The 24,635-nt window shown below is 65.0% G+C and carries 19 protein-coding genes and 1 pseudogene; 7 read left to right on the forward strand and 13 right to left on the reverse strand.

Translation table 11 applies throughout. The annotated features are described in order from the left end of the window. Nucleotides 1-224: 224 nt before the first annotated feature. The gene (locus tag NS4_RS00225; RefSeq protein WP_245664912.1) at nt 225-542 is read right to left on the reverse strand and encodes a hypothetical protein; all 318 of its coding nucleotides are present in this window, start codon (nt 540-542) and stop codon (nt 225-227) included. Nucleotides 543-564: 22 nt separating this feature from the next. Between NS4_RS00225 and NS4_RS00230 the strand changes: the two genes are divergently transcribed. Together NS4_RS00230 and NS4_RS31890 are read left to right on the forward strand one after the other, a co-directional pair. Continuing rightward, entirely contained in the window at nt 565-744 is a 180-nt protein-coding gene (locus NS4_RS00230) for a hypothetical protein (protein ID WP_063057415.1), read from the forward strand. A gap of 9 nt (nt 745-753) precedes the next feature. Then, a pseudogene (locus NS4_RS31890) lies at nt 754-903 on the forward strand (SulP family inorganic anion transporter); the annotation flags it as partial. Between the two features lie 145 nt (nt 904-1,048). Here the strand turns inward: NS4_RS31890 and NS4_RS00235 are convergent. Continuing rightward, nucleotides 1,049-1,453, reverse strand: coding sequence for a GbsR/MarR family transcriptional regulator (locus NS4_RS00235; protein WP_084486393.1), 405 nt, complete (start codon nt 1,451-1,453; stop codon nt 1,049-1,051). A 140-nt stretch (nt 1,454-1,593) separates the two neighbouring features. Here NS4_RS00235 and NS4_RS00240 point away from each other — a divergent pair, with 140 nt between their 5' ends. Together NS4_RS00240 and NS4_RS00245 are read left to right on the forward strand one after the other, a co-directional pair. Next, nucleotides 1,594-2,493, forward strand: a complete 900-nt coding sequence (locus NS4_RS00240) for an ABC transporter ATP-binding protein (RefSeq protein WP_063057416.1) — start codon at nt 1,594-1,596, stop codon at nt 2,491-2,493. Then, entirely contained in the window at nt 2,483-3,274 is a 792-nt protein-coding gene (locus NS4_RS00245) for a DUF2705 family protein (RefSeq protein ID WP_063057417.1), read from the forward strand. The genes NS4_RS00240 and NS4_RS00245 overlap by 11 nt, the downstream gene beginning before the upstream one ends. A 95-nt stretch (nt 3,275-3,369) precedes the next feature. Here NS4_RS00245 and NS4_RS00250 read toward each other — a convergent pair whose 3' ends face one another. The 4 genes from NS4_RS00250 to NS4_RS00265 all read right to left on the reverse strand — a co-directional run bounded on the left by NS4_RS00250 (nt 3,370) and on the right by NS4_RS00265 (nt 6,806). Next, nucleotides 3,370-4,203: an NAD(P)H-binding protein gene (locus tag NS4_RS00250; protein WP_063057470.1), complete on the reverse strand. Its 834-nt coding sequence runs from the start codon at nt 4,201-4,203 to the stop codon at nt 3,370-3,372. A 389-nt stretch (nt 4,204-4,592) separates the two neighbouring features. After that, nucleotides 4,593-5,099, reverse strand: coding sequence for a hypothetical protein (locus NS4_RS00255; protein ID WP_063057418.1), 507 nt, complete (start codon nt 5,097-5,099; stop codon nt 4,593-4,595). 247 nt (nt 5,100-5,346) lie between these two features. After that, on the reverse strand, nt 5,347-5,796 hold the full coding sequence (locus NS4_RS00260; RefSeq protein ID WP_063057419.1) for a hypothetical protein: 450 nt from the start codon (nt 5,794-5,796) through the stop codon (nt 5,347-5,349). After that, nucleotides 5,796-6,806 (reverse strand): hypothetical protein, encoded by a 1,011-nt coding sequence (locus NS4_RS00265; RefSeq protein ID WP_063057420.1) that lies wholly within the window; start codon nt 6,804-6,806, stop codon nt 5,796-5,798. The genes NS4_RS00260 and NS4_RS00265 overlap by 1 nt, the downstream gene beginning before the upstream one ends. Nucleotides 6,807-7,384: 578 nt before the next feature. Between NS4_RS00265 and NS4_RS00270 the strand changes: the two genes are divergently transcribed. Further along, entirely contained in the window at nt 7,385-8,191 is an 807-nt protein-coding gene (locus tag NS4_RS00270; RefSeq protein ID WP_169811705.1) for a DUF3048 domain-containing protein, read from the forward strand. A 285-nt stretch (nt 8,192-8,476) separates the two neighbouring features. Here the strand turns inward: NS4_RS00270 and NS4_RS31895 are convergent, their stop codons facing one another. Then, complete coding sequence (locus tag NS4_RS31895; protein ID WP_157105801.1) at nt 8,477-8,893, reverse strand: hypothetical protein; 417 nt, start codon at nt 8,891-8,893, stop codon at nt 8,477-8,479. Nucleotides 8,894-9,705: 812 nt separating this feature from the next. On the opposite strand from NS4_RS31895, the gene NS4_RS33050 reads away from it, so the two are divergent. After that, the gene (locus tag NS4_RS33050) at nt 9,706-9,891 is read left to right on the forward strand and encodes a COG4315 family predicted lipoprotein (RefSeq protein ID WP_063057423.1); all 186 of its coding nucleotides are present in this window, start codon (nt 9,706-9,708) and stop codon (nt 9,889-9,891) included. A gap of 4 nt (nt 9,892-9,895) precedes the next feature. Here the strand turns inward: NS4_RS33050 and NS4_RS00285 are convergent, their stop codons facing one another. Genes NS4_RS00285 through NS4_RS00295 form a run of 3 tightly spaced genes read right to left on the reverse strand, consistent with a single transcriptional unit; the run spans nt 9,896 to nt 12,536 of the window. Then, nucleotides 9,896-10,555: a Crp/Fnr family transcriptional regulator gene (locus tag NS4_RS00285; RefSeq protein WP_063057424.1), complete on the reverse strand. Its 660-nt coding sequence runs from the start codon at nt 10,553-10,555 to the stop codon at nt 9,896-9,898. After that, nucleotides 10,552-11,214 carry an adenylate/guanylate cyclase domain-containing protein gene (locus NS4_RS00290; RefSeq protein ID WP_063057425.1) on the reverse strand — a complete coding sequence of 221 codons (663 nt, stop codon included), beginning with the start codon at nt 11,212-11,214 and terminating at the stop codon, nt 10,552-10,554. The genes NS4_RS00285 and NS4_RS00290 overlap by 4 nt, the downstream gene beginning before the upstream one ends. Continuing rightward, a complete protein-coding gene (locus tag NS4_RS00295) occupies nt 11,145-12,536 on the reverse strand; it encodes a hypothetical protein (protein WP_157105802.1) in 1,392 nt (463 codons plus the stop codon). The genes NS4_RS00290 and NS4_RS00295 overlap by 70 nt, the downstream gene beginning before the upstream one ends. A 433-nt stretch (nt 12,537-12,969) precedes the next feature. Between NS4_RS00295 and NS4_RS00300 the strand changes: the two genes are divergently transcribed. Next, nucleotides 12,970-13,371, forward strand: coding sequence for a hypothetical protein (locus NS4_RS00300; RefSeq protein ID WP_063057471.1), 402 nt, complete (start codon nt 12,970-12,972; stop codon nt 13,369-13,371). A gap of 823 nt (nt 13,372-14,194) precedes the next feature. Here the strand turns inward: NS4_RS00300 and NS4_RS00305 are convergent. The 3 genes from NS4_RS00305 to NS4_RS00315 form a co-directional block, all read right to left on the reverse strand. Beyond that, nucleotides 14,195-15,541, reverse strand: a complete 1,347-nt coding sequence (locus tag NS4_RS00305; protein WP_063057427.1) for a hypothetical protein — start codon at nt 15,539-15,541, stop codon at nt 14,195-14,197. A 369-nt stretch (nt 15,542-15,910) separates the two neighbouring features. Then, nucleotides 15,911-18,133: a 3'-5' exonuclease gene (locus NS4_RS00310; protein ID WP_063057428.1), complete on the reverse strand. Its 2,223-nt coding sequence runs from the start codon at nt 18,131-18,133 to the stop codon at nt 15,911-15,913. Further along, nucleotides 18,133-24,480, reverse strand: a complete 6,348-nt coding sequence (locus NS4_RS00315; RefSeq protein ID WP_063057429.1) for a DEAD/DEAH box helicase — start codon at nt 24,478-24,480, stop codon at nt 18,133-18,135. The genes NS4_RS00310 and NS4_RS00315 overlap by 1 nt, the downstream gene beginning before the upstream one ends. Nucleotides 24,481-24,635 lie beyond the last annotated feature (155 nt).

Genomic DNA, 24,635 nt, shown 5'->3' on the forward strand with positions numbered 1-24,635 from the left:
CCATCGCGCGGGAATTCGCCCGCCACAGCCGAACAGGTGGGGGAGTGACCGGCATCTACACCACCGCCACCATCACCGAAGTCGCCCTCGCCGTCGCACACCTCACCGGCGAACCTCACCCCCTGGCCACCGACCTTTCCGATCGCCGGGGGGCCTCCACGGAGTTCCGGTCGGCGCGAGTAGGAGATCTGTCGCAGGGGTCCGACCTGTGCCCGGCACTGCGGTTACGGTTCTCGCCGCGTCAGAGCTCGGGCGGGGCACCACTGCCGGGTTTCGACGTAGCCGCGCCGATCGCCGGTAGGTATCCCGAAGTGCACGAGACCGATCCAGGCGCCGGTTGTGGTGCGGGCCCATGCGTGCAGCAGTCCGGGAACGGTCGCGGTGGTGTCCAGGCCGGCGTTTTTGGTGCGCATCGGCACGACGTCGCGGCGGAAGCCCGGCTCCGGCGTGATCGCGGTGCTCAGATCCACCAGCACCGGCACCGGCGGATCGAAGACACGCCGCAGGGGCGCGGAGAACTCCTCGTTCCAGGTTTCGAACACGTATTCGATTATGCTTCGTGGTGTGATCGAAGTCGGCGACCAGGTGCGGATCGGTGAGTTCGGTGGGTCGATCTTCGTGGTACGCGAGATCGACCCCGGTGAAGACCGTGCGGTGATCGAGTCGGTTGATGAATCCGCCGCTGGTCGGTACCCATTTTCTATGCCGCTGGGCGCTTTGGTGCGGGTCGATCCGGGGGGCTGACACCGTCGGTATCCGATCGCGACCGTGCTGCCGGCGGGACTGCTGCAGAGCATGCTGAGTGTGATCGGGGTGGCGAGGCTGATGCGCTTCATCCCGCGCAGCGTGATGGTCGGATTCGTCAACGCGCTCGCGATCCCGATCTTCACCGCCCAGCTGCCGGGCCGCCGTGGCGGCTCGCCCGGGCAAACCGGCGCGGTATCCGATGGTCGACCACGCCGGCGCGGTGGTCGAAGTACCGCAGGTGAGGCGCGCCCGGATCACGCCCAGGCGACAAGCAGCCGGAAGGTGGCCGAGGTGCGATCGGTCAGGGATGGTCGGCTGCGTACTGCTCCCGCCATCGATCGATCAGCGGAACCAATTCGTTGAGCATGAAGGTGTAGAAGTCCCCCATCTCATGCATCCGGCGGGCGGTGACGGTATCGGGGCCGGTGGCGTCGAGGCCTTCTCGGGCCGCATCGCGCATGGTGGTCAGCATCGTGTTCTGCTGCGACATCAGCGCTGCCCACGCCCCGGCCCGGAATCGGTAGTGGTCGCGGCGGCTGCCCGGTGCGGGCACCCGTTCGATCAGTCCCACCGGCATCAGATGCTTGACCGCCGTCGACACCGCACCGGAACTGATCGACAACTCCGCGCACAGGTCGGCGGCGGTCATCGTGTCCTGCTCGGTGTAGAGCAGGGCGGTCAACACGCGCGCTGTCGAACGTTGCATCCCCCCGCCGGCCGACAGCGTCAGGGCCAGTTTCTCCGCGGCGTCTCGCAATCGTTCGTTGGTTCCCACCCTACGAAGGTAACAGACCTCCCAACCTTCCGAGTATTTACAAATCTCTGAAAGCTCGATATTTTCGGTTCATGGTGAAAGCAATCGAGCTGAACGGGCTCACGAAGACCTACGGCTCGGCACGAGGTCTGGTCGGACTGTCGCTGACGGTGGAGCGCGGAGAGGTGTTCGGGTATCTGGGCCCCAACGGCGCCGGGAAATCCACCACCATCCGGCTACTGCTGGACCTGATCCGCCCCACCAGCGGCACTGCGCGGGTCCTGGACATGGACCCGCGCGCCCACGCGGTGCGGTTGCACGCACGGATCGGATATCTCGCCGGCGATTTCGTCGCGCCGGGCCACCAGCGTGTCGGCTCGGCCCTGCGGTTCCTGGCCGCGTTGCGTGGCGGCGCCGGCGCGGACCGTATCGACACGCTGTGTGAGCGACTGGACCTGGATCAGGGCAAACGCATCGCGGAGTTGTCGAAGGGCAACCGGCAGAAGGTCGGGCTGGTACAGGCATTCATGCACACCCCCGAACTGCTCATCCTGGACGAACCCACCTCGGGCCTGGACCCACTGGCCCAGCAGATCTTCCTGGCCATGGTCTCCGAGGCCGCGGGCAACGGGCAGACGGTGTTCATGTCCAGCCACATCATGAGCGAGGTCGAAGCGGTAGCCGATCGCGTGGCCATCATCCGCGAAGGCAGTCTGGTCGCCGTCGACACCGTGGCCGGTCTGCGCGCCGACGCGGTCCGCGAGGTCGAGGCCACGTTCACCCGTTCCGTGGATCCTGCCGAGTTCGCTGTCCTGGCCGGGGTCACCGACGTCCGGATCGAGGGCGCCACGCTGCGCTGCCGGGTCACCGGCAGCCCCGACGCTCTGCTGCGTGCCCTGGCCGGCCACCACTTGACCGGTTTGCTGGTTACCGAACCCGCCCTCGACGAGTTGTTCCACAGCTACTACACCGGAGAAGCCGATGCTGCCTGATATCTACCTCCGCACCCTGGCCGACAACCGCCGCGGCCTGCTGGCCTGGTCGGCCGGTACCGCCGCGGTGGGGTTGATGTATGCCGCGTTCTACCCGCAGGTCTCCGAAGGCGGCATGGCCGACACGGTGGCGAACTACCCCGAGGCGATGCGCGAAGCCTTGCGGATGAACGATCTGGGCTCGGCCGCGGGATATCTGGGGTCCACGGTGTTCGGACTGCTCCTGCCGCTGCTGGTCATGGCCTACGGCGTGACCTTCGGTGCCCGCTCGATCGCCGGCGACGAGGAAACCGGCTACCTCGACCTGCTGCTCGCCCACCCTGTCGGTCGCACCCGACTGGCGATACAGCGCTTCGCCGGCCTGGTCACCGGTGCCGCCGCGATCGCGGCGCTGGTTTTCCTCGGCATGCTCGCGGTGCGCTCCGCAGCGGATCTCGACTCCATCGGCATCGCCGAATTCGCCGCCCAATGCGTGCACCTGGCGCTGCTGGGCATCATCTTCGGGGCGCTGTCGCTCGGGCTGAGTGCCGCGATCGGCAAACGCGGGCCGGTATTGGGAATCGCGGTCGGGATCGGCGTGCTCACCTATGTCGCGGGCAACCTCGCCGGTGTGATCGGCGCGGACTGGCTGAAATACCTCTCCCCTTTCCACTACTACATAGGTGGCGAACCCCTGCGCCACGGAATGCAGTGGGCCGACGCCGCGATCCTGCTGACGGCCACGATCACCCTGGTCGCCGCCGGATTCCTGCGCTTCACCCGCCGGGATCTGCGGTCCTGACCGGCACACCGAAGGCCCCGCGGCCCCTGCCGGTCGCGGGGACACTGCCGGCCGCCTACCGGGCGCGACCGCGTTGAAGCGGGCGCGGCAGCCCCTCATCGGAAAGCGTCGACGTTCTCCTCAGCCCATTGCGCGAAGGTCCTTGCCACTGAACCCGTCACCCTTGGGACTGTGTCGCGCACCTGCAGCAGTGCGTCGTTGACGTCGCCGCCGGTCACGTCCAGGACGGCGTCGGCGGCGTCCTCACCGAAGACCGCGACCATGCCCGGTCGGGCGTCCTCCCGGGTGATCTCGGTGAACTCGATATCCCGGTTCAGTAGCCCAGCGATGGTTCCGACCTGCTGACGCGCACTGACCGTTGCGGGACCGGTCAGTGCATACCGTTGCCCTCGGTGGCCGGGCTCGGTCAGCGCGACCCGGACCACCGACGCAATGTCAGCGGGATGAATCGTCGGGAGCCCGATATCGGCATAGGGCACCTGAACGGGTTGACCCGCTTGAACAGTCGATGCCCACATCAGGGCATTGGACGCGAACTGTGTCGGCCGCAGGATTGTCCAGTCCATTCCACTGGCCTCGAGAAGCTTCTCGACCACCGCATTGTCGACAGCGGGACCGAGGTGGGGATGGGTCTCCACGGTAATCGACGACACCAGCACCACATGCTCGACACCGGCCCGGCGAGCGAGGTCGATGATCTCGGCATCCGGTCCGAGTCGCGGCACGAGGAACATCGACCGCACCCCGTCCAGAGCGGCCGTCAGCGAGGAAACGTCGGCCAGATCGCCCTCGACGGCCTCGACCCCGGCCAGGCGGGCCGCTCCGGCGGCATTCCGGGTGAGCGCCCTGATCGGCCCGGCGCCGCACGCGCGCAACTCGTTCAGCAACGAGCTGCCGATGTTCCCGGTGGCTCCCGTGACCAGAATCATGAGCATGTCCTCTCGTGTGGTGATCAGCTGGACGCCACGCTAGAACCTCAACATATATATAGGTCAAGATCGAGCGAAAACGCTGATCCAGGCGAGCCGGCCGGCTCGCACCGCTTTCGGTGGTGTCCCTTTTCACGCACAGAATGGGTCGCGCAGGTCGCTGAATGATGTGGAGATTCACGGCCGAGCGACGTCAGTTTTCACGACCGAAGACGGGGGCGCGCCACCAGCACTCGCCGATTCGGTCGCCGACCTGCTCACCCACGACCGAGACCTCCACGGGTATCGCAACAGGCCGAGATAGCAAGCCCCGAGCACGGCATTGCACAGATGCTCAGGCGGTGCGCTCATGGGGTAGGCGCACCGGACCGGGCGAACTCATCGGCACCTCAGCTGCCGTGTTTCCGGTCCCGGTCCGGCAGCCTGGGGTCGAACTGGGCTCTACTCACGACTTGTGGTTCAGGTACGAGCGTGGTCACAGTCGACTGCCACGGGACAGCCGAGGCCCAGCCGACAAGGGGCATGGTCTCGTCGTAGTGCGGAGCGAACTGCGCGACGGCGATGGTGGGCATCTGGTAGTTCAGGCTGCGGACGTGGTCGAGGAACGTCTCGGGCAGCGAGACGTGATGCGTTTCCAGGTAATACGGGAAGTCGTGGCGCCACAGCCAGGTGCCGTCGGTCACCAGGGAAGAGCATCCGGGAGCATGCGGGTGGGAGCTCCCGGTGATGACATCGCGTCCGGATTCCATGACGTCGATCAGAACGTGGCCGGCCTCCAGGTAGGCCACCAGGTCCGCCTCGTCCGGCTCGCCGACGGGCCGGACCGCATCGTGAATCGACCCACTCTGGCCGGAGTGGTCGTCCAGTTCTACGTAGAAACCCAGCAATCCCAGCACTGCGTCTCCTTCGACGAGCCCTTCCGCGATACGGGAGTGCAGCCACCGTTGACCTTCGGTGGGTGAAGACAAACGATCATGCCCACCGGGGTGGCAATGTTCAGTGAAGCCGACACGAGTAGTTCACTACCACTCTTCAGTGTGGTCAGGTGGTCAGCATCTCCTGGAGTCCACCCTTTTGTCTTCGATGTCCGCGAACAGGTTGGCAATGGCGACGATCCGAGCGGGGGCGTTGGTGACTGTGCTGTCACGATTTTCCGTGAAAGGGCGGGTACCCCCACTCCCGGGCATTGAGGGCGGGATCGTCGTACCAAGGGTCACCGTAGTTCTCGTATGGGTCGCCGAGTGCTTGCAGGCGCGCCCGGCCGCGCTCGGTGATCTCTGCTCGGAACACCTCGCTCGAACCGATTTCCTCTTCCGAGATATCAAGATACCCGGGAACGCCGTTGAATCCGCGGGCTATCCTCTGAACCGCTTCCTCTGCGGGTACTTCCCACGGCCCCCAGGATCGGCCACCGCCGGGAAAGGCTCCTGCGCGGATATATCCGTTGTCGAGGAGCTCGTGAATCTTCTCCAGGACCGATTGTCTGGAATATTCGGACGGAGTCAGAGTTCTTATGTTTTTTTCGAATTCTGACAAGGGTGCCCAGTCGTCGGAAATTCCATACAACAAGAAATTCTCGAGCACGATGTTCATCACTTCGGCAGGTGCACCTTCACGACTCGTCCGTTGGGGTATGTTACGTCGATTGTAACGCCGCCGCTCGAGCTGGTATCGCGGATCCTGACCACCGTTCCGTCGGAGAGTTCGCTGGCGCGTCCGGGATAGTTACCCACATCTACCGGCTTTCCGTTTGCGGCCAGATCCTCGTACAGCTGTCGGATTTCATCATCGGATGCCATCTGCCTGTGCGGCTTGTTGTTTCCCGGTTGGGTCCTGGAATTGAGGATCTCACGGACCTCGGACTCCTTGGTGGGCGAACCGGCCTTCACAGGCTCGTCGGCGCCGCCCGCGACGGAATCGTCGTCGATGGCAACGCGCGTCGCGATGATGGCCGCCAGGCCGGTAGCTACCTGATTCAGGTCGGGAAGCGCATCGAAAGCAGTGATGGCAGTGGCGGCGGCCGCGAGGCCCAGCAGGCTCCAGAGTCGGCTGGCTCGGTAGATACGGCTGATCGTCAGGGCGGTGTCACCGGCGAGCGCGACGACACCGCCGGCACCGGCTGCCAGGCTGCCGCCGACGGTGAGCCAGGAAACAGCGACTGCGGCAGCGATGATGATGCCCGACTCGACGAGAAACGTTGTGGTCTCGCTGCTGATCTGCCGACTGGTTTCGGCGGTGTTCGTGCGGTATTCGCCGATGGGTGCGGCCATCACCTGTGCCGCGCCCGCGAGGCTTTCGGCGGCTGTCTTCATGGTGGCGAAGTCGTTGGCAATGCCTTGCCTCGTCCGCGGTTCGTCTATGCCTGTGAGCAGGTCGGCGATTGCGGAGATGCGGGAGGCGGCGCCGGTAACGGCTTCGTGGTTGCCGAATGATTTCCATACCGTCTCGGCGGCGGCCAGTTTCCCGAGATCGCCGTTGGGAAGCTTCCCGAACTCGGCGGTCACCTTGTCGAGAAGGCTGTCGAAGAACTCCGCGGCCGCACCCTCGTGGCCTAGGCCGTTGCCGTTGTCGGCGACGGAACTGGGGATCTCTACTGCGTGCACGGTGACGTCGGCGAGTTGAGGCCGGTCGGGGTTGCTCTTCGTTGGCGACGCCGTGGTTGTAGCCGGTGGCGTAGAGGAGGCGACTCTTGCCTTATGCAGGAAGAGCGCTTACGTCTGGTCGCAACAACTGCCCGGTGACGATGGAACGGATAGGTCTCGTGTGACGCAACTGCGTACCTACACGATCCGGGACGAACTTCTCGAGAAGTGGGCGGGCAAGTGGCGGGATCTGGCGGTGCCGCTTCGACTCGAACTCGCTCTCGCGGTGGGCCTGAGTGTCCCGAAGACCGACAGTGCGATCGTAGGAACCTGTCGCCATCCGGGTGCCGTCGGGACCACGCCACGCCTTTGCCCCTCGCGGCCTCATCCAGCGACCGGCTCGACCACTTCTGCCCTGGTCGAGTGCGGCGTAGAATCGGGTGCGTTAGGGAGTTACCCCTATGCAAAAGCGATGGTGGATGTGGATTGCCGCGTTCCTGACGACGCTGGGGATGTGCGCTGTACTCGCGTGCAGTAGCGGTACCCGACCCGAGCGCGCTACTCCCGGCCCGGACATACCCTCGCGGGTAGGGGTGCCCGTGCTGGTCGCGAAGATAGACAACAGTCCGCAGGCAAGGCCGCCGGTAGGGCTGGGAGCCGCCGACGTGGTTTACGTCGAGCCGGTCGAGGGTGGTTTGAGCCGGTTGGCCGCCGTGTTCTCGACCGACAAACCCCTGGTGATCGGACCTGTCCGAAGCGTACGGGAAACGGATCTGACGCTGTTGGACCAGTTCGGCAACCCGACGTTGGCATCCTCTGGTGCCGCACCTGAGCTGGTTGCCTCGGTTGATCGCTCGTCGCTCCAGAACGCCTCGGCCGATCGGCAACCTGCGGCGTACTACCGCGACTACAGTCGCGCCGCTCCGCACAATCTGTTCGTCCATTCGGATCAGTTGCCCGTCGGCGGTGGCTGGCCGGCGGCTTCGCAACCGCACTTCGGTCCTACGCCTGCCGGTGGCCTTCCCACGCAGTATCAGGAAGCGCGGTATCAGGGCACGGTGTTCGGTTTCAACTGGTCACCCGGCAACCATCGGTGGCTGGTGTCCATGGACGGTGCTGCCTACATCGTTGCCGATACCGGACAGCTCGTGGCAGGTACGGTCGTGCTGCAGAGTGTGCAGGTGCGCGACTCGGCCGTCAGCGACGTCGCGGGCAGCGTCTCACCCCTGGCCCAGACGACCGGTAGCGGTAAGGCCCTCCTACTTCGCGACGGTCAAGCGTTCCCGGCCGTGTGGTCCCGGCCCTCCCCACAGGCAGGCACTACCTATACCACCCCCACCGGTACAGTCATCCCCTTCGCGCCGGGGCAGGTCTGGACAGTTCTGATTCCAGCGCAGCTCTGGTGACCGGGACTGCGCTGCTCCACTTCTTACCGGACGTGCCGTCGAGGCCTATGTGGGGACCGGTTCCAAGTCCCTCTCGCTCAGTCCTTTCCGCGGCATCCTCCTCCCAGGAAGGCGATGAATACCGGGGACCTGCCTTCTCGGAACGCGGAAGGTTCATGGCTTGTCTCGATGTTCGGGCAGCGTCATCGACAGAACAGCGGATGACCCCAGGGCCCGCATCTGTACAGCTACAACTCGGTTGATGTGTATGCAGCATCTCGCCGCGGCGAGCCTTGGCGCGGGTGTTCAGGCCCGGCGGGTCCACAGGGTCGCTTTGATCCGCGCCATCGGCCCGCCCGCGCGGTCCACCTCGATGACCTTGAACCACACCACGTTGTGCTCGGGCGTGATACCGCAAAAGGCATCGCCCTTTTCGAGGATGTATTGGTATTCGCGAACTTGGGTTCCGTTCACCACTTCCAAGCCGCCGGCCTGTTCGAAGCACAATTGGGGTGTCGGTTCCAGCATGCTGCCGAAACCGATCGGTCCGCCGACGATAGGAAGACTATCTGTGTCGCAGCGGCGCCTGAACGAAAGGCCCGCCGCTTGATGCTGTCCCGTATGGACGGTGGGTTCGGCCTTGTCCCAGTCGACGATCGTGTAGACGGTGTAGCGGCAGTCGCCGTTCGATTCCTCGATATCGATCGATCGCTGCGAGTACACAGGCTGCCAACGGGGGCTTTCGGAAGCGGCCGTCGTTGTGCTGATGGCCGGAGGACTCGCCGGAATCGAGGGGCCGGAAGTGGGTGGTGCAACAGTCGCCGGTGCGGCGTCACCGGTGAGTTTGTCCAGCAGGATCGGCGCCCCGATACTGATCAACGCGATGATCAGTGGTGCCACGACGACACCGATCCAGAACTCCGGCTTCGAGTACCACGGCCTTTCCGGTTCGTGTGGCGGCCTCGCAGGGACCCCGGGCGGGAACTGCTGCGTGGTCATCGGCTTCCGCCCCCTTCTGCATGTCCTCCCTGCACCGACCACTCTAGTGTCTTGTCAGGCAACGCTGGGTAGATAATCCGGGCGGGCTTCATGGGTAGGTGGTCGTAAGAATTGGGAAGGGACACAATAGGTCCCGCATTCCATCGACACCCGATCGCTGCAGAGTTTCGGTCGAGCGTGCCCAATCGGCGACTCCTACACAGACCCCCACGTCCCCATGCTCCTCGCGAAGGAGCGGGGCAACAACCGTATCGGACACCGACCCGCAATGGGTCGGCATCGACGGCGCCGGCGTGCGGGCGCAGTCTCGGGTGGCCGCGCGGCCTCCTCCATCGGCCGCGCTGTGGCCTGCGTGCGGCTTCGTCGTTCACTTGATCTTGTCGATCGGCAGGTACGAGGGAGCGGATAGCCGCTCGGGAGCCGATCATCAATTTGTGGAGTACGGAGACCATTTGAGCGTCGACAGTCTTGGAGGAGGTGACTGTGCACTTACATGGCCGCCGCTGTTGGTGAGTCGGGGGCAAGGGCTCTACATCGTGGGTATCGACCCGGGGCGGGTCGGATTCGTCGAGCGCGCGGACGGTTCGTGCCAGGTCACCATCGGAGGCTGGCGGTTATACCACTTCTCGAAGGACCGCCGGCCAGGAGATCTGCGAGGTCAGGGAGTCGGCGACACCTGGTTCGCAGTCGCGCCCTCCGGAGGTAAGGCACTCGCGAAATAGGGCTTCAGTGGGCGAAGCGAGCCAGCGCCACCCGGTCGATCACGGTGATCCGACCACGAGTCAGCGCCAGGATATTGCGTTGTTGCAGGTCGCGCAGCACCTTGTTCGTCGTGGCCCGGGTTGTTCCTGCCATGGACGCCAGGTCTTCTTGATTGAGCCGGATCTCGGCAGTGGAACTCGGTCCGCCGTAGATGGCGGCGAGGTCGACCAGACGTCGCACGACCCGGGTTTCGACCGGTAGATACAACGCCTCCAGCACCTGCGCGGAGAGCCGCCGCACCTGGGCGGCCAATGTGTCGATCATGACCCGGTCGATCTCCGGGTATCGCTGACGCAGTGCCATCAATTGTGCGCGACCGAACGTCAACGTCTCGGCGCTTTCCACTGCTTCGACGGTCGCGGTCCGGCGGGACCGGCTGTCCAGCACCGCCAGTTCACCGAACGAGTGGCCGGGGCCGAGCATGGTCAGCGTCGCGATATCCCCGAGCGGGGTAGCCACCCGGACGATGAGCCGGCCGGATTTGATCAAATGCAGACAGTCACCGGGATCGCCTTCGTGGCAGATGATTTCCCGCCGTTTGTACCGGCGCGGTGTGCACGAGGCGAGAATTTCGCGCTGTTCCGGCTCGCGTAAGCCACGAAGTATCTTGAAATCGGTCGTCACTGTAATCCATCCAGCACATAGCAGGTCACCGGTTCGCTCCGGCCTCGGACAGTGACTGTGCCACGGCTGCGTACCTGCGCGCGCGAGCCGAGGTGTGCGTAGGTCAGCGAGCCGATGACTACGGTTCCGGGCTCCGCCAGACTTTCCAGCCGGGCGGCGAGATTGGTCGTATCGCCGATCGCGGTGTAGTTACGCATCTGCGGCGCGCCGATATTGCCGACCAGGGCTGGACCGGTATTGACCCCGACCCGGAATCGCGGCCAGCCGGGATGTCGAATCGCCGTTTCAGCGACCGCTCGCTGGAGCGCAAGCCCTGCGCCGGCCGCTCGCAGCGCGTGATCCGGCTGGTGGGTCGGTGCGTTGAACAGGGCCATCACCGCGTCGCCGACGAACTGGACGACCGTCCCACCATGGTCCAGGATGGTCGGCACTATTACGCCGTAATACGTGTTCAGCATATGCACCACCGCTTCCGGGGGCGAGCACTCGGAGAACGGCGTGAATCCTGACAAGTCGGCCATCAGCACACTGACCTCGGCGATCCGGCCGCCGAGTCCGGCCTGGGACGGGTCGGCGATCAGTGCGGTCGCTACCGTGGGCGACATATAGGACCGGAACAGCCCGTCGATCTGCTGATACAGGCGGGCGTTCTCCAGCATGACCGATGTCCGGTCGGCGAACGATCGCAGCATCGCCAACTCGCTATCGCTGAAGCGGCCCCCGCGCGCCGCGCCTCCAGTATTCCGGCACGACTTCCCTTGACGACCAGTGGGAACGCCAGCGACCGTGGATCGGCGGATCCACCATCGAAGAACGCCAGTTCCCGGCCTCGAACCAGCCCCAGGCGGAATCGGTCCCGCTCGAACGCCTCCGACACCAGGCGCAGGGCCTCATCGAGGAGTTCCTGTTCGTCGCGGATCACGTTCGACCGCTCACCGATCGCCCCCAGCAGACCCAGCCGACGGACCTGCTCCCGCTCACTACCCAGCGCGTAGGCGCCCTGCTGCAGCACCGCGACCTGGCGTTCGGTGAGCCCGAATCGCCTGGACAACCGGACACCGACTGCTCCCAGCGGCTCGGTCGAGGCAACGCCGCCTTCGGCGCGCGCACGCAGCGCGTCGACCATCTCGTTCAGGGCGTGCGTGTAGTCGCGCTCCAGCCCGGCCATGGTCTGGTACAAGGTGACGCTGTCGAAGAGCCCGAGAGCCGAACCCTCCCGCCGAAATTGCAGGTGCGCGCTACCGGAGATGAGGACGAAGGCTGCCAGCATCAGCACATGCCATTCCCACCACGAGGTATGCCAGCTGCGACTGAAACCCACGGCGAAAAGCGCCTCGGCCAGCAGTACGAAGGCGGTGAGCACACTGAGCAGCACCACCCCGCGTCGTCGTACGTACTGGTGCCCATAGCGAAACGCCGCAGTGAGATAGCACGCTGATCCGACGAAGGCCACACCAACCAGTGGTCCTTTGGCCTCGGCCGGATCGGGTGCGTGATGCAGTGGCGGTAACTGGGCCATCGATACCACTGCCCACGCTACGAGCAGCAGCATCGGGAGCGCGGACAACATCCACGCGAACCGATGCAACCGGGCGGCCGCGGCGGGCCCGAATTCGACCGCCGATACGAGGGCGGCGATGCCGCCGAGTCCCAGCCCGACAGGTACCGAATAGACGAAGCCGGCATTGGGCGTATACAGGATCACGCCCGGCGTTGCCAATGCGTGCAGTCCGAGGAAACCCGCGCTGAACTGGAATACCAGCGATACCAAGATCAATCTCGCGTCTCGGCGCATCCGGGCGGCCCGGAGCAATATCACGCCCAGGGCCATCGCGATGGCGGCGGTGGTGAACACCAACCAGAAGTGTGTCCCGTGGTGTTCGTAGTCCACGTCGAGTTCGGGGCGGGCTACCAGCAGCCACAATCCGAGCGCCGGCAATACGACATGTCCCAGCCACAGCAGAACCTTGACCGTCGACACCACGCGAACGCTACCGCGCGAACCGCCCGAGAGAAACATGTACAGCTGATCACGTCTACGCCGCTGCAGCGCCCGGCGGAATCCACCTCCGCGACCGCGTCCTCGCCTTTCTTCCCGACCGCGGTGTGTTCCGCGGGAAGCTCGAAGAACGGATCGCCACTGTGCCGGGATCGGAAACGGGGGGCGAGGACCTGCGTCCACCGAGAACCGACTCTCAGTACAGGTGGATGACATCACGGTGGGTGGGCGGGCTTGTCGGCTTCGGTGGACGCCGGGTGGTGGGGTGCCGATATCGATGATCGACAAATTTCGGTGAGTCTCTGTGTCGGCTCGGACACACAGTGGATGTCGACGCGCGTACAGATCTCTCGGGCCCGCATCCGAAGAATTGTGGTCGCTGAAACGAACGCCATTCGAAGGAGATTTCGACGTGATGAATGCAAGGGAAGCAATCGCGGTGTGCGCGTCTGCGATCGGAATTACCGCCGGAGTGGCGGTATTCCACCCCGCCACTGCCTCCGCGGCAACGTACGGCGGTCAGTGCGGCAAAGGATATGAAGTGATCGATTCACGCGAACTCAGGGGCGGCACCGTCTACCTCACCTACAACGGTGCGAAGAACTGCGTCGTCACCGTCCGGGATCGGCCGGGGAAACCTGTGCGGATGGGCGCCGGGCTGCGGACGTCGAAGGATCACGGCAATGTGATCATCGATGATGGCGACTACACCGAGTTCGCCGGCCCGGTGAAAGTTGAAGCGAAGGGCGAGTGCATCGACTGGGGCGGTCTGATCGGTGACGACGACTGGGAGACTTTCAAAGTGCATTGCGGCTGAGCGGTGCAGAGCGGAGCGAGTTTCAGGCCGAGGCGTTGGTAAAACTTTCTGCTTATCGGCCGGTTCTGCCGTGCGGAGTATCGCGGCGAGGGCAATGTAGGCTTCGATAAGTCGCTGACCTCTTTCGACTCCGGCATTCTCCATCTGCCCATGATCTGGCAGACGGACGCGTTCGCCTCTCGACGGGGTACCACGAAGCTGCCGGCCGGTACATGGGCCTTCGGCCGCCGGAGGACAAGGAGAGTGCGCCGGTCGCCGGCGACCGGCTCCTTCTCGTTCGTCCCGATGTCCCGGAGAAGCAGCGCTCGGCCGAACCCGGTCCTGCACCGGCGCAGAACCCGGCCCCGAGCCGGACCCTGGGTCCTGTGCCGTATCCACAGCCGGGCCTGCACGTCGCCGAGTCGGAAGGTCGGCACCGTCTGGCCGACGGGCTTCTACGGGGCGAAGACTCCGACTCCCTCAAAATTGCTCTGGATTTCAACAACGTTCCTGACGAGCTGCTGACGCACCTTCGTTCAGGAGGAACACCAGTGTGACAGTGCAAATCGGGGTCGAGGCGACCGACTCCGAGGGCTTCAACGAGAGCCGCGTCCGAATTGTCTTCGAGAACGCGAGGACCCTCGAGCTCGACCGGTCCGGATTCGGGGAAGCCTGGATCGGCACCGCCGCGACGGAGCGGGAGCCGTTGTCAGTGCGTCATGTTCGCACGGCCTGTGACGGTGGACCCAACTCAGGTCATGGGTCACCAACCGCACCATCGCAGTCGATCCATCGAGGGAGTGGGTGGTCAGTTGGCAACTGGTTGCAAAGGCGGTGCTTCCAATCATGGGACGTGCACACAGCTGACCTCCATATCGAAGCCGAAGACGGCTTGGATCGCATCGACAATCGGCGTGGAGAAGCGCGGATCGGAAAGACGCTTGGCCAGCGACGCACTCGTGTGCGCGAGCACAACACGGTGGCCATCTACATGGTGCACGGCCGCGCCACTCAACATGACATGGGTAGTGCGACGACGCTCGTAGACCTCGGCAGATATCTCCGGCCAGGCATCGCGTATCGCGTCCAGGTCGGGCAGCCAGGATCGTGGACGCTCTGGCTCTTGCTGCATGTGCCCCACATCGCCTGCCCCGTGGGTATGGCCGGCTTCGGATGCACGAGTAAGCCGATCAGTGGCGCGGCACAACTCGCCTAAGGGGGTATTCGGCTGCTCCTTTGCGAGGACAGCGAGGTCCTCGTAACGGCGTGCGTCATTGCCGAGCTTGCGGATGATGTACTCCCCTTCCTCGGAGAGAATGGAGAATGTCAGAGGGACAACTCCGGCCGGACCGAAATCTCGAATACGGCGAGGCCACCACCTTTGCGCAGACCGGTCTGCGGGGTCTCGATGCATGCGGACGATCGGGCGAAGGGCGGATACGATCCGGCCCATGCGGAACGAGTCGGGCGAGTAGGCCATCACGTTGCTCGATACCTCCTCGAGCCATTCAGCGCTGGCCGCATCGGCGGTCTCCGGATGCGGTGCCACGGACCCGAGGCCGAAAAGGCACGCCTCGAGGATCTCGATGCCGAAAGCGCTCTGGGATCGCGCACGCTCCACACGGGCCAGTAGGTCGTCTTCCGCAAGAATCGTCGAGACTTGGGTCGTAATGGTTTCAGTTCTCTTGCGTTCTTCGTTTCTAGCGTTGCGTCGGTACCGATCGACCAGCGCAAGCTCGCGCGCACCAAGCTGGTGACCGCGTGACGAGCCGACCGGTGGTTCCGCTGCCAACTCGTGACAGACAATGTTGCTGCCACCGAGCCGTGTCACCTGACGCAAGAGATCCAGTCGGGTCAGGACGGCCCCGTCGAAGCGTTCGCGGACCCGTCCCACCGTCCCAGGTGGGACGTTCGGTCGTGCCAGGTACGACGCGACATGGTCAGCCAGCCGCTCCGACGTTGCATTGCTCGTCCAATAGTCTTTCGACCCGGCCGGTACCTTCTCGGCGGACCTCTCCAGCTTCCCGTCCCGCCACAACAGCGCCCATGCCTGTTCATCGGTCACATCCGACCGGCCCAGAAGTTGTGTCCATGACCGAAGCATGGGGGTGGCTGTGGCGAGGGTCCACTGCAGGACGGCGGGCGGGATGTCGATGCGCGCGTGGGCGACCGCCGACAAGAGGTATTCCATTCGTAAAGAATGGCAGGAGGAGGCTACCCCGCATTGCTGGAGAGGGGAACTTTACAGGCCGGCCGCACCGAGAACACGCGTGGTTACGTTTCATCGACGAGCTGCTGCGTGACGCCGATGTCCCGGAAGAAGCGCGCACCCGATTTGCCCACAGGGTGAACGACGCCTAACTGGTCGAACTGGCCATGCTGGTCGGTCTCTATCGGATGGGGGCCGGGTTCCTGAACACCTTCGGGTTGTCCCCGAACCGAATCTGCCGGATTGTCACGAACAGATTCTCAGCCCGAGAACGTCGGCCATCGCTGATCGGGCGTCGGTCGATCCGGCCGGCGGGCGGTAGGGTGTCCGCGGAGCTGGACTCACCGAAAGCTACTTCGTGTACCGGCCCAGCAGCTCGGACCGCTGCCCGCTCCAGGTGACCACCACCTGATCACGGGCGCGGCTCGTCGCGACATACAACAGCGACCGTTCTCTCAGGTCCGCTTCGCCGCGCTCTTCCGCGGGCACACCGTTGAAGCCGGCCCGTGAGGGCACATGGGCTTCGTCGATCCCGGAAAGGATCACCCGGGAGAACTCCATCCCTTTCGATCGGTGCATCGTCATGACCTGGACATACCCGGGGACCGGCGGGTTTTCGTCCAAAGCCCGGGCCTCGACCCCGCGCTCGGCGAGTCCACGTACCATCTGGTTGCGGTCGTTGAGTCCGCGGGTGAGGACAGCGATGGTGTCGCGGTCTGCATCGTCGCCCAGCTGCAGCCACTCTTTGATCTGTTCCGCCACTGCCTGGAGTTCATCGGCGGCAGAACCGTATTGGCGCAGCTCGGGTTTCGGCCCGTTGCGCGCCGAGCGATAATCGGCGGTGGACTCCTCGCCTTCCTCCAGGTCGTGGTAGTCGGCGCCGTCGAGGATGCTCATGGCCAAGTGCAGGTTTTGCGCCGTCGTCCGGTAGTTGAGGGTCAACCGCCGGGACCGACCCACGATCTTGATGCCCAGACGCCCCAGCACAACGGGCTGTCCGTAGATGCGCTGGTGCGAATCCTCGGCGACGAAAAGATCGTTTGTGCCTTCGGCGACCGAGGAGCGCAGCATTCGCCAATGGGTAGCATGCAGATCCTGCGCCTCGTCCACTATGACGTGGTCGGCGAGATGGCCGGCTCCCGAGTGCGCGCGCAGGCGGAGGTGTTCCGCGGCGACGGCGAGTACCTCGGGGAAGCTGAAGGTGTCGTCCATCCGGCTCCGGCGCCGGTAGGCCTCTACGAGTTTCCACACCGCGATCCGCTGGGGCCGCGTCAGCCGCACACCCCGGCCGGGCCGGGCGATTCGTGCGTACTGCTCCAGCGTGGTGATCTTGTTCGCGAGGATCACCGAGGTGTACTCGGTTTCGAGGAACCACGGGGTGGACAGCCGTGGGTCGAGCCCGCCGCCTACGGAGTCCACTACTTCCCGCCACACCCGGTCCTGTTTGGTACGGGCTGTCGACACCTCGGTGCGGGTGCCGAGTACCGCTTCCACCGCCGGGCCGATATCGTCGGCCAATTTGACGATATCGCTGGCGAGTTTATCGATACCTTCGACATAGATCCCGCGCCGACCGGGGCGGTCGGCGATCTCGATACCGGGATCCAGTGCGCGCAGATCGCTTTCGAGGTTCTTGGCGAGTGTCTTGTTGAAGGTGGTCAAGACGATGCGCGCATCCGGATTGCGACGCAGCAGGTTGCGCGCCCGATGGATGGCTACCACGGTTTTGCCGGTGCCCGCGCCGCCGGAGAGACGGAACGGCCCGTGGTAATCCTTCTCGGCGTAGGTGCGCTGTTCGGGGTGCAGGAAAACCCGCCAGGCCGCGAAATCGCCGCCCTCGATGACCCGGCGCAGCTCCTCGTTGCCGTCGATATAGGTGAACTGAATCTTGGAGGCGGGGCGATCCAGCGCCTCCATGATCCGGTCGTCTTCGTCCACCGACGTGTCGACCGGTACATCGGTAAAGCTGTATTTCTCCCGGATTTCGTCGATCGCGGTACCGCAGGCCAGCTCCATCAGCGCGTCGGCCTGCCAGCCACCGATGTTCGCGGCGATATCGTTGATCACGTAGTCGTCGGAGGCGGCGAGTGCGCGTTCGGCGATCGCCGGGTCGAGTCCCAGTCGCTCGGTGAGTGCGTCGAAGGTGAAACCCGCGTGGGCGAGGAACCCGCGGTCGGCCTCGGTATTTTCTTCGACCGGCGCGGCGTTGGGGGCGGGCATAGTTTCCGCTCCGGGTTCGGTGAGAATGCCCTCGAGAATTCCGTTGACCGGATTGACCCGCAGGGTGGCGCGTTCGGCGATGGAATTCGCCTCGTCGTGAGGCCAGGTGCCCATATAGACGTAGGTCGTGCCTCCCTCTTTGGGGTCCACGCGGAACAGTACGGCGCGGTGGTTGAGGTCGACCCGGCCGGTTCGCACCCGCCGGTCAGCGGCGCCCTTCATCGGCTCGATGTGCAGGCCGAGCGTCGTATCGTCGGATTGCAGCTTCTCCAAGAAGCCGAACACACGTTGGGCGATCGACCCGTCGATGCCGCGAAGCGATTTGTTCTGGTTCGCCATGACAATATTCGCCATCACATCACTCCGTTCGCAGTCAGGGCCGCCACGATCGGCGCGATTTCCGGTCCACAGATGGTCCACCCTTGGTCGGTAATCGTATCGGCGGCTGCCGCCACATCATCGAACAGCACACCGACACGTGGCCCCGGCCAGGCAATATCGATGACTTCCCCGTCGTCTGTCTCGAAACCTTGTGAGGGGAGAGGTGTACCGGCCGACGCCAGTTCGCGGATGAGAGATCGCTCCTGATCGGAGATGCTGTCCGCGTACAGGGTCTGCCACTGTGGGCTCAGGTCGGAGGTATCGGCCTCGGCGGTTGTCGTCGGCGTGGGCGTCTCATCGGTCAGCAGATTACGGCTGGTGATGAGGTGGGCGTCATGCAACCCGAACCAGTTCGACAGCCGTAGCCATTCCTGCCAGGCGGATCGCCGGTCGACCGCGCGCCCGTCGTCGCGGTCGTCGAGCAGCAGGACCGCGGTACTCGTGCCGTTGTCCGTGCGCAGGGCGGCGGTGACGGTCAACGGTCCGTCGGTATACGACCAGCAGGCGTACTGGCCTGCCGGCACCTGGGCATTCGGGTCGTCGAGCAGGTTCAGGGCCCAGCTGGCCAGTTCGTCGCTGTCCCCCTTGTGGCGGCTGTCGCGCATGAACATCAGCGGCAACCAGCGACCGACTGTGGACCATGTTTCGAGTTCGGGCTCGTTCACGAAGCGGAGCAGCTGGGTGATCGGGTCGGCTTTGACGAGCTCGAATACCGCGGGCCGGAGATTACCCTGCTTCATGGTGAGTTCGGCCAGCTTCTTCATATGCCACGAGGGTGCCACCTGTTTCTTCTGCCCGGTGAATCGTTGCAGATCCTCGTAACCGAACGACCAGACCAGTACCCCACCCGATCGCAGGATCGCTCGTTTACGGGCATCGTCGGCGATCCGGTTGTTGTCCGCCGTGGCGTGGTAGGCGTGCCCGTCGGCGAATAATGCGATCACCGGGATCTCGGGGTCGGTGGTCTTCAACTCGAAATCGGGCACACTGTTGCCCATCTGGACCTGCGGGGTGAGTGTCCAGGTGCGGATCTTTTTACCAGGCACGGTGATCGTGGCCTTGTTGGCGTAGGTGCCGGGCGTTTCCTTGATGGTGGCCCCGAGAGTGCGCAATCGGTTCAGGAAAGCGACGTAGAACTCCCGCTCGAGTGGAGACTCCGAGCTGGCTGCCGGTTTCGCCGGTGTCTCTTCGACGATCGCTTCCCGCCATGTCTCCCATACCGGGTCCGCCTCCTGCGCTCCCAGGATGAAGTCGAGGATCTTGGCCGCGGTCCTGCGGGAGACCTTGTCGAGCTCATGCGGTGCGGTGAACGGCAGCAGGCAGTTGTGGCAGGCCAGCCGCGCTTCGTCGGCGCAGGAACAATTGCGCAGGACTTCCCGGGCAGTGCGCAGCGCCGACCACACCTTTTCCGGATCGGCGAATTCGGCGAGGTAACCGGTTCCGCCGGGCACGGTGTCGTGGATGAGCAGGGCCTGCTGGTTGCGGTCGTACAGGGCATCTGTGATGGTGACGACATCCAGATGCTCGGGTGATCCGCCGATCACCTGGCGCAGCCCGAGCAGGATCGCCGCGCTCAGGCTGGGGTAGGCCAACGAGTCGTAACGCAGGAAAGCCGGCACGTGCAGAAGCACGGCCTGGGTGCGGAGTGTGCGCGCCAGGGCGATCTCGCGGACGTGGTCTTCGGTCGCCGCCTTGCGGTACCTGCACCAGCTGCGATGTTCGTGCGGATCGTTGCGGCCGGCGATGCGATCGAGCTGGCCGCAGCCGGAGCAGACGCGGAAGAGCCCCGTGGTGATCTCGGATCCGGCGATGGTACGCCGCCCGCCCTGCGAAGTACGCCTCCCCAGGTTGAGCCAGCGGATATCGATGCGGCGCAGATATTCCGCGCCGAAATCGTATTCGGTGGCGAACCAGCGGCGAGCGATATTGTCCGGGTCGATATCGGCCGCGGTGACCACCGCATACGTTTCGCGTTGGCGCTCGTCGCGGGAATCGGTGATCGCGGCCTCGTCTCTACGCACTTCCGCCGACACCTTCGCCATCTCCACGACCTGCAACTGCTGGCTCACATCGGCGATGGCCGCGGTGCCGCAGCGGGGGCACCGGCTCGGCGGCAGCGCGCTTTCCGCAGCCACCTCGGTGCCTACCCAGCCGCATTGCGGGCACATACGCCAGAGATGGATATTGGCCTCTCCCGCACCCAGATCCACGGCGTCGATCTTCACTGCCAGGCCCTGCGCGTAGAACGTGGATCCGGGAGCCAATTCGGTCAGCGCAACCCGGGCGCCACGGCGGTAACTCTCCGTATCACCCTGGTACTCCTTACTCTCTGGATCGAACCAGGTGATGCCCACATCCAAGGTCACCGAATCGTCGAGGAGCGTGTAGTTGGGCAGCACTCCGTAGCGTTCGAGGACGCCGACCCAGTGTTCTCGGGTGAGGTCGTGGAGGTGTTTGCCGAGTAAACGCAGGGTGGCTCGCGCCGAGCGCAGGTCGCGTTTGTCGTCGTCGGTGGCCGCGGGGGAGTTGGCGCGTTGCTCGAACTCGGGGAGGGCGGCGTCGACCGCCGTCCGGCGTTCGGTGAGTTCGGCGACGTCGAGGTTCCACCGGTGCACGGCCTCGCGCAGTTGACCAACCATCGCGCTGGGCTCGCCCGGCTCTGTCGGTGTCGCCCAGATGCGTAACGCCTCGCGAGGCGCTTCCGGGAGAAGGCTGCCGAACTGGTCCAGGAAGCCCTCGACGAGTTCGTCGGCTTTCAGATCGGCCAGTCCGATCAGTCCGGCCATCCACGTGCCTTCGTCGAAACTGCCGAGGACCGCGCGGGCCTCGATCGGATCCTGGGCGCCGGGCCGCCGCGCCAGCTGGTCGACGATATGCGCGATGTACTGGCGTTGCAGGATTTCCTCGGCGGTGAGAAAGGTCGCGGGTGGGCGGACGTCGCCCGAGATGACCGAGGTCGGATCGTACAGCTTCGGCAGATGCTCGCCGCGCCCGCGGACGAAGGCGAGGATGAGCGAATTTCCGGTGAGACGCCCGGCCCGGCCGACCCGCTGCAGATACGAGGCGACGGTACGTGGCAGCGAACCGAGCATGACCGTCGACAGATCACCGATATCGATACCCATTTCGAGGGTGGGTGTGGCGACCAGGACGTTCGGTGCGGTGGGGTCGATACTGCGCTGCTTGAATTTGGTCTCATAGTCTTGGCGCAACTTGGGCGGCAGCAGCGAGGTGTGCTCGCGCGCCACCACCCGCTTCATCTCCGAGCGGTCGTAGAGGCCGCGGTAGAAGTTGTCGGATTTCGGGGCGCGGTGCAGGGTGCCCGGGCAGCGGCTGAGCAGGCACGGCGCTCCGTCGAGTTGATCGACCACCGCGGCAGTACCCGGATTCTGTGTCTGGCAGACACCACAGACCAGCAGGTGCCGGCCTGCCTCGAGATCGTCGAGGCTCGGCGCGCCGACCCGGATGCCGTCTTCGCTCAGTTGGTAGGCAGTGAGCGCCTTCTCGGTGGTCACGGTGGTGAGGATGCGCTCGTCGGCGAGGACGGCGAACAACGAGCGGGCCAGGAATCCGCCGTCGAACGGTGCGACCCCGAGACACCGCGACGCCCACAGCGCGTACCACGATGAAGGTGCCGTAATCGCGTCGAAACCTTCGGGGACGGCTCGTGCACCGACCGCCGGGAAGGCCGGGGCGGGGCGGCCCTTGGGGAACGCGGGCATACCTTCACCCAGCGGGCGCCCACCCCAGACCCAGCGGCGGTTGGCGTCGCGCTGGACGTATTTGTCGAGCCAGACATGCCGGATCGCGCCTTGGATCCGCATCCGTTCGACCGTGCCCCGAACCCACCGGGTGATCGCCGCGGCGTCGATATCCGTCAGCGTCAGCTGGTATTCGGTGTTGTCGAGCGCCTGGGCACCCAGTCGGGCCACTCTGCCCGGCGAGCCGAGATCGACCTCGGCGACCACACTCCCGGTGAGCTCGAGGGTGCGGCCGAGTCGCGATTGCCGTCCGAATTCCAGGTCGATATCGAACTGCACCCCGCGCCGGACCTTCTTCGTCGCCTCCCGGCGTTTGGCCGCGGTCGCCTCGGCCTGCCAGAACGCCCCGAACTCGTCGCGCTCGACGATATCGGGCGCGAGCAGGTGATATCGCCGGGTCGGGTCGTCGCCCGCACGGTCGATCACCGCGTCGCACAGTTCGGTGAGTGTGAGCATTTCGGCCCCGGTGATCCTCTCGCCCAGTGCGTTCCGCAGTGTGGACCGGAGGCTCAACGTGTGCGAGCGGGCCTGGACGAAACCCGCGCGATGCGCGGCGTCCTGCACGCTGTCGGTGAACATGAGCGCCTTCTTCTCGTCGGCGTTCAGTTCGGCGTCCCCGTACATGGTCGACAGCGCCACCGAGAGCTGAGTGGCGACCGCGCTACCGAGGAACCGGATCCCGTCGGCCGTATTACACGCCGGACACACATCCTTCGTGGAATCGTCGTCGGCCGCGGGCCCGTGCAATGCGAGGACGGGCAACACCCGCCCCTCCAGTACCTCCGTGCTCTCCGGATCCGGCACCTCGTCGCCGACCTCGCGGTCCTCGATGCGCAGCCACCGCAGGTCCTGCACCGCCGGAGCCTGTTCCGCTTCGACCGGAGCGGAGATCAAGGCACGAATCCTGGCGTTGCCCGAGAGGTGCTGGGCGCGGACGGATGACTGGTCGGGGTCCAGCGCGTACCCGGTGGGTGCCAGCCGCACACCCCATCCGGAGCGTCCGCAATGCCGGCAGAACAGCGCCGGCGCATACTCGGCACCGCTGCTCTCGGTGTCGCCGTCGTCGGCCCAGCGGAACCGGGTGGTGGACGAAAGCTCCCGGTCGATCCGGGACAGCTCCCGGACCCACAGATGCACATCGACATTCAACGCCGAACGCCCGATCTCGGCTCGCAGATGGGAGAGCGCCGCGAATACATAGTCCAGGTATCGCTGCCGGATCGCCCGGCCGCGCTGGTTATCGCGTTCGGCGGATGACACGGACAAGGTCCTCGCCGCCAACTCGGCCAAGGAGATGGCCTTGGTCGAGCGGTCGAGTAGCCGGGCGAACCAGTGATGCTTCTTCAGCAGATCCAGCTGTTCGGTCTCGTCCAGGCGGCGCAGTTCGGCGGCCAGCTCCGGGAAAGTCGGATGCTCGTCGCCGGTGCGCTCGAACAGAGTCGCGAGGACCGCGGCCGCGAGATGCGCGTTGTTGGGGGAGCGGCTGCTGAAGGCGTCGAGATCGTTGACCGCCTGTTCCGCGGACGGGGCGATCGGGACATAGCGGCGATCGAGGCCGGCATCGCGATCCGTCAGCCAGTCCTCGAGCTCGACCCGTGTTTCCTCGACAAGCGATTCCTTTCCGAACACCTCACCGAAAACGGTGTGCGCGAACTCGAGCATGGCGGTCGGTTCGCCCCCACCGCCGAGGGTCGCGGAGGTGGCCACCGGTGTGATACGGCCCAGCGGCCGTGCCCGGTCTTCGTCGGCGACCTGTGACGCCTCGTTCCAATACGATTTCACCGCCAACCCGAGACGGCGTAGCAGCATCGCGACATCGGTGCCCTGAGCGCCGTCGTAGGTGTGGAACTCGTCGAGCACCACATACTGCAGCGATTCCGCAGACTGCCGCCACATCGCGGCACGGTCGGGTCGAAGCAGCAGATGATCGAGCATCTTGTAGTTGGTGAGCAAGATATCCGGCGGCGAATCGTGCATCAATCGCCGATCGGTGATCAAGCCCTCCGCCGAGACCAGGGTTCGCCCGCCCGAGCTCTGCTCACCGGTGTACAGGCCGGCCGTGACACCCGACAGCTCCGGATGCGCGCTGATCAGCCTCGCCAGCCGCTGCTCCTGATCGTTGGCCAGCGCATTCATCGGATAGATGATCAGCGCCTTCATTCCCGCGACGCCCTGCTTCTTGGCACGCACGACATGATCGAGGATCGGGATGAGGAACGACTCCGTCTTACCGGAACCAGTCCCCGTGGTCACCAATGTCGGCTGGGGGCGTGTCTGAAACTTGGTCGACAACCGCTCGAACGCCCTGGCCTGATGCCCATAGGGCACGAAGTCGTCCGGCAGCCAGTCCAGGTGCATACCCCAGTTGCCGCGGGCCGGGGCGAAGGGCAGACGTAACCGAACATAGGGGCCCTTGAACATGCCGTCCCTGGCATCGCCGACGAAATCGGTGAGTGCGGCCTGGGTATCCGGGTCGGTGAGCGCGAAGGTAGTCGCCAGGTAATCGGTCAAACCTTCACGCAGCCGGTGGGCCTGCAAGGTCGGTAGGAGAGCCCCCACAAATGCTCCTCGATCGTCGGCCGACTCGGCTGGTCGGGTGCGTACTGAGCCCGCTGACCTGTTGTTCTTCAGGCGGGCGCTCTTTCGGATGTTAGCCCGGAAGTCTGCCGGGTGACCGGGGATCGACGCCGAGGCGATCGAGCGGACGAACCGGC

It is taken from the genome of Nocardia sienata NBRC 100364, from assembly GCF_001613205.1.
Taxonomy (GTDB): Bacteria; Actinomycetota; Actinomycetes; order Mycobacteriales; family Mycobacteriaceae; genus Nocardia; species Nocardia sienata.

What these genes read in the sequence shown, in the direction of transcription:
- NS4_RS00290 (WP_063057425.1), bottom strand. Translation starts at nt 11,214, where the DNA reads ATGCTGGAGAACGCCCGCCTGTATCAGCAGATCGACGGGCTGTTCCGG.
- NS4_RS00250 (WP_063057470.1), bottom strand. Translation starts at nt 4,203, where the DNA reads ATGATTCTGGTCACGGGAGCCACCGGGAACATCGGCAGCTCGTTGCTG.
- NS4_RS00245 (WP_063057417.1), top strand. Translation starts at nt 2,483, where the DNA reads ATGCTGCCTGATATCTACCTCCGCACCCTGGCCGACAACCGCCGCGGC.
- NS4_RS00240 (WP_063057416.1), top strand. Translation starts at nt 1,594, where the DNA reads ATGGTGAAAGCAATCGAGCTGAACGGGCTCACGAAGACCTACGGCTCG.
- NS4_RS00310 (WP_063057428.1), bottom strand. Translation starts at nt 18,133, where the DNA reads ATGGCGAATATTGTCATGGCGAACCAGAACAAATCGCTTCGCGGCATC.
- NS4_RS00305 (WP_063057427.1), bottom strand. Translation starts at nt 15,541, where the DNA reads ATGGAATACCTCTTGTCGGCGGTCGCCCACGCGCGCATCGACATCCCG.
- NS4_RS00300 (WP_063057471.1), top strand. Translation starts at nt 12,970, where the DNA reads ATGAATGCAAGGGAAGCAATCGCGGTGTGCGCGTCTGCGATCGGAATT.
- NS4_RS00235 (WP_084486393.1), bottom strand. Translation starts at nt 1,453, where the DNA reads ATGCAACGTTCGACAGCGCGCGTGTTGACCGCCCTGCTCTACACCGAG.
- NS4_RS00260 (WP_063057419.1), bottom strand. Translation starts at nt 5,796, where the DNA reads ATGAACATCGTGCTCGAGAATTTCTTGTTGTATGGAATTTCCGACGAC.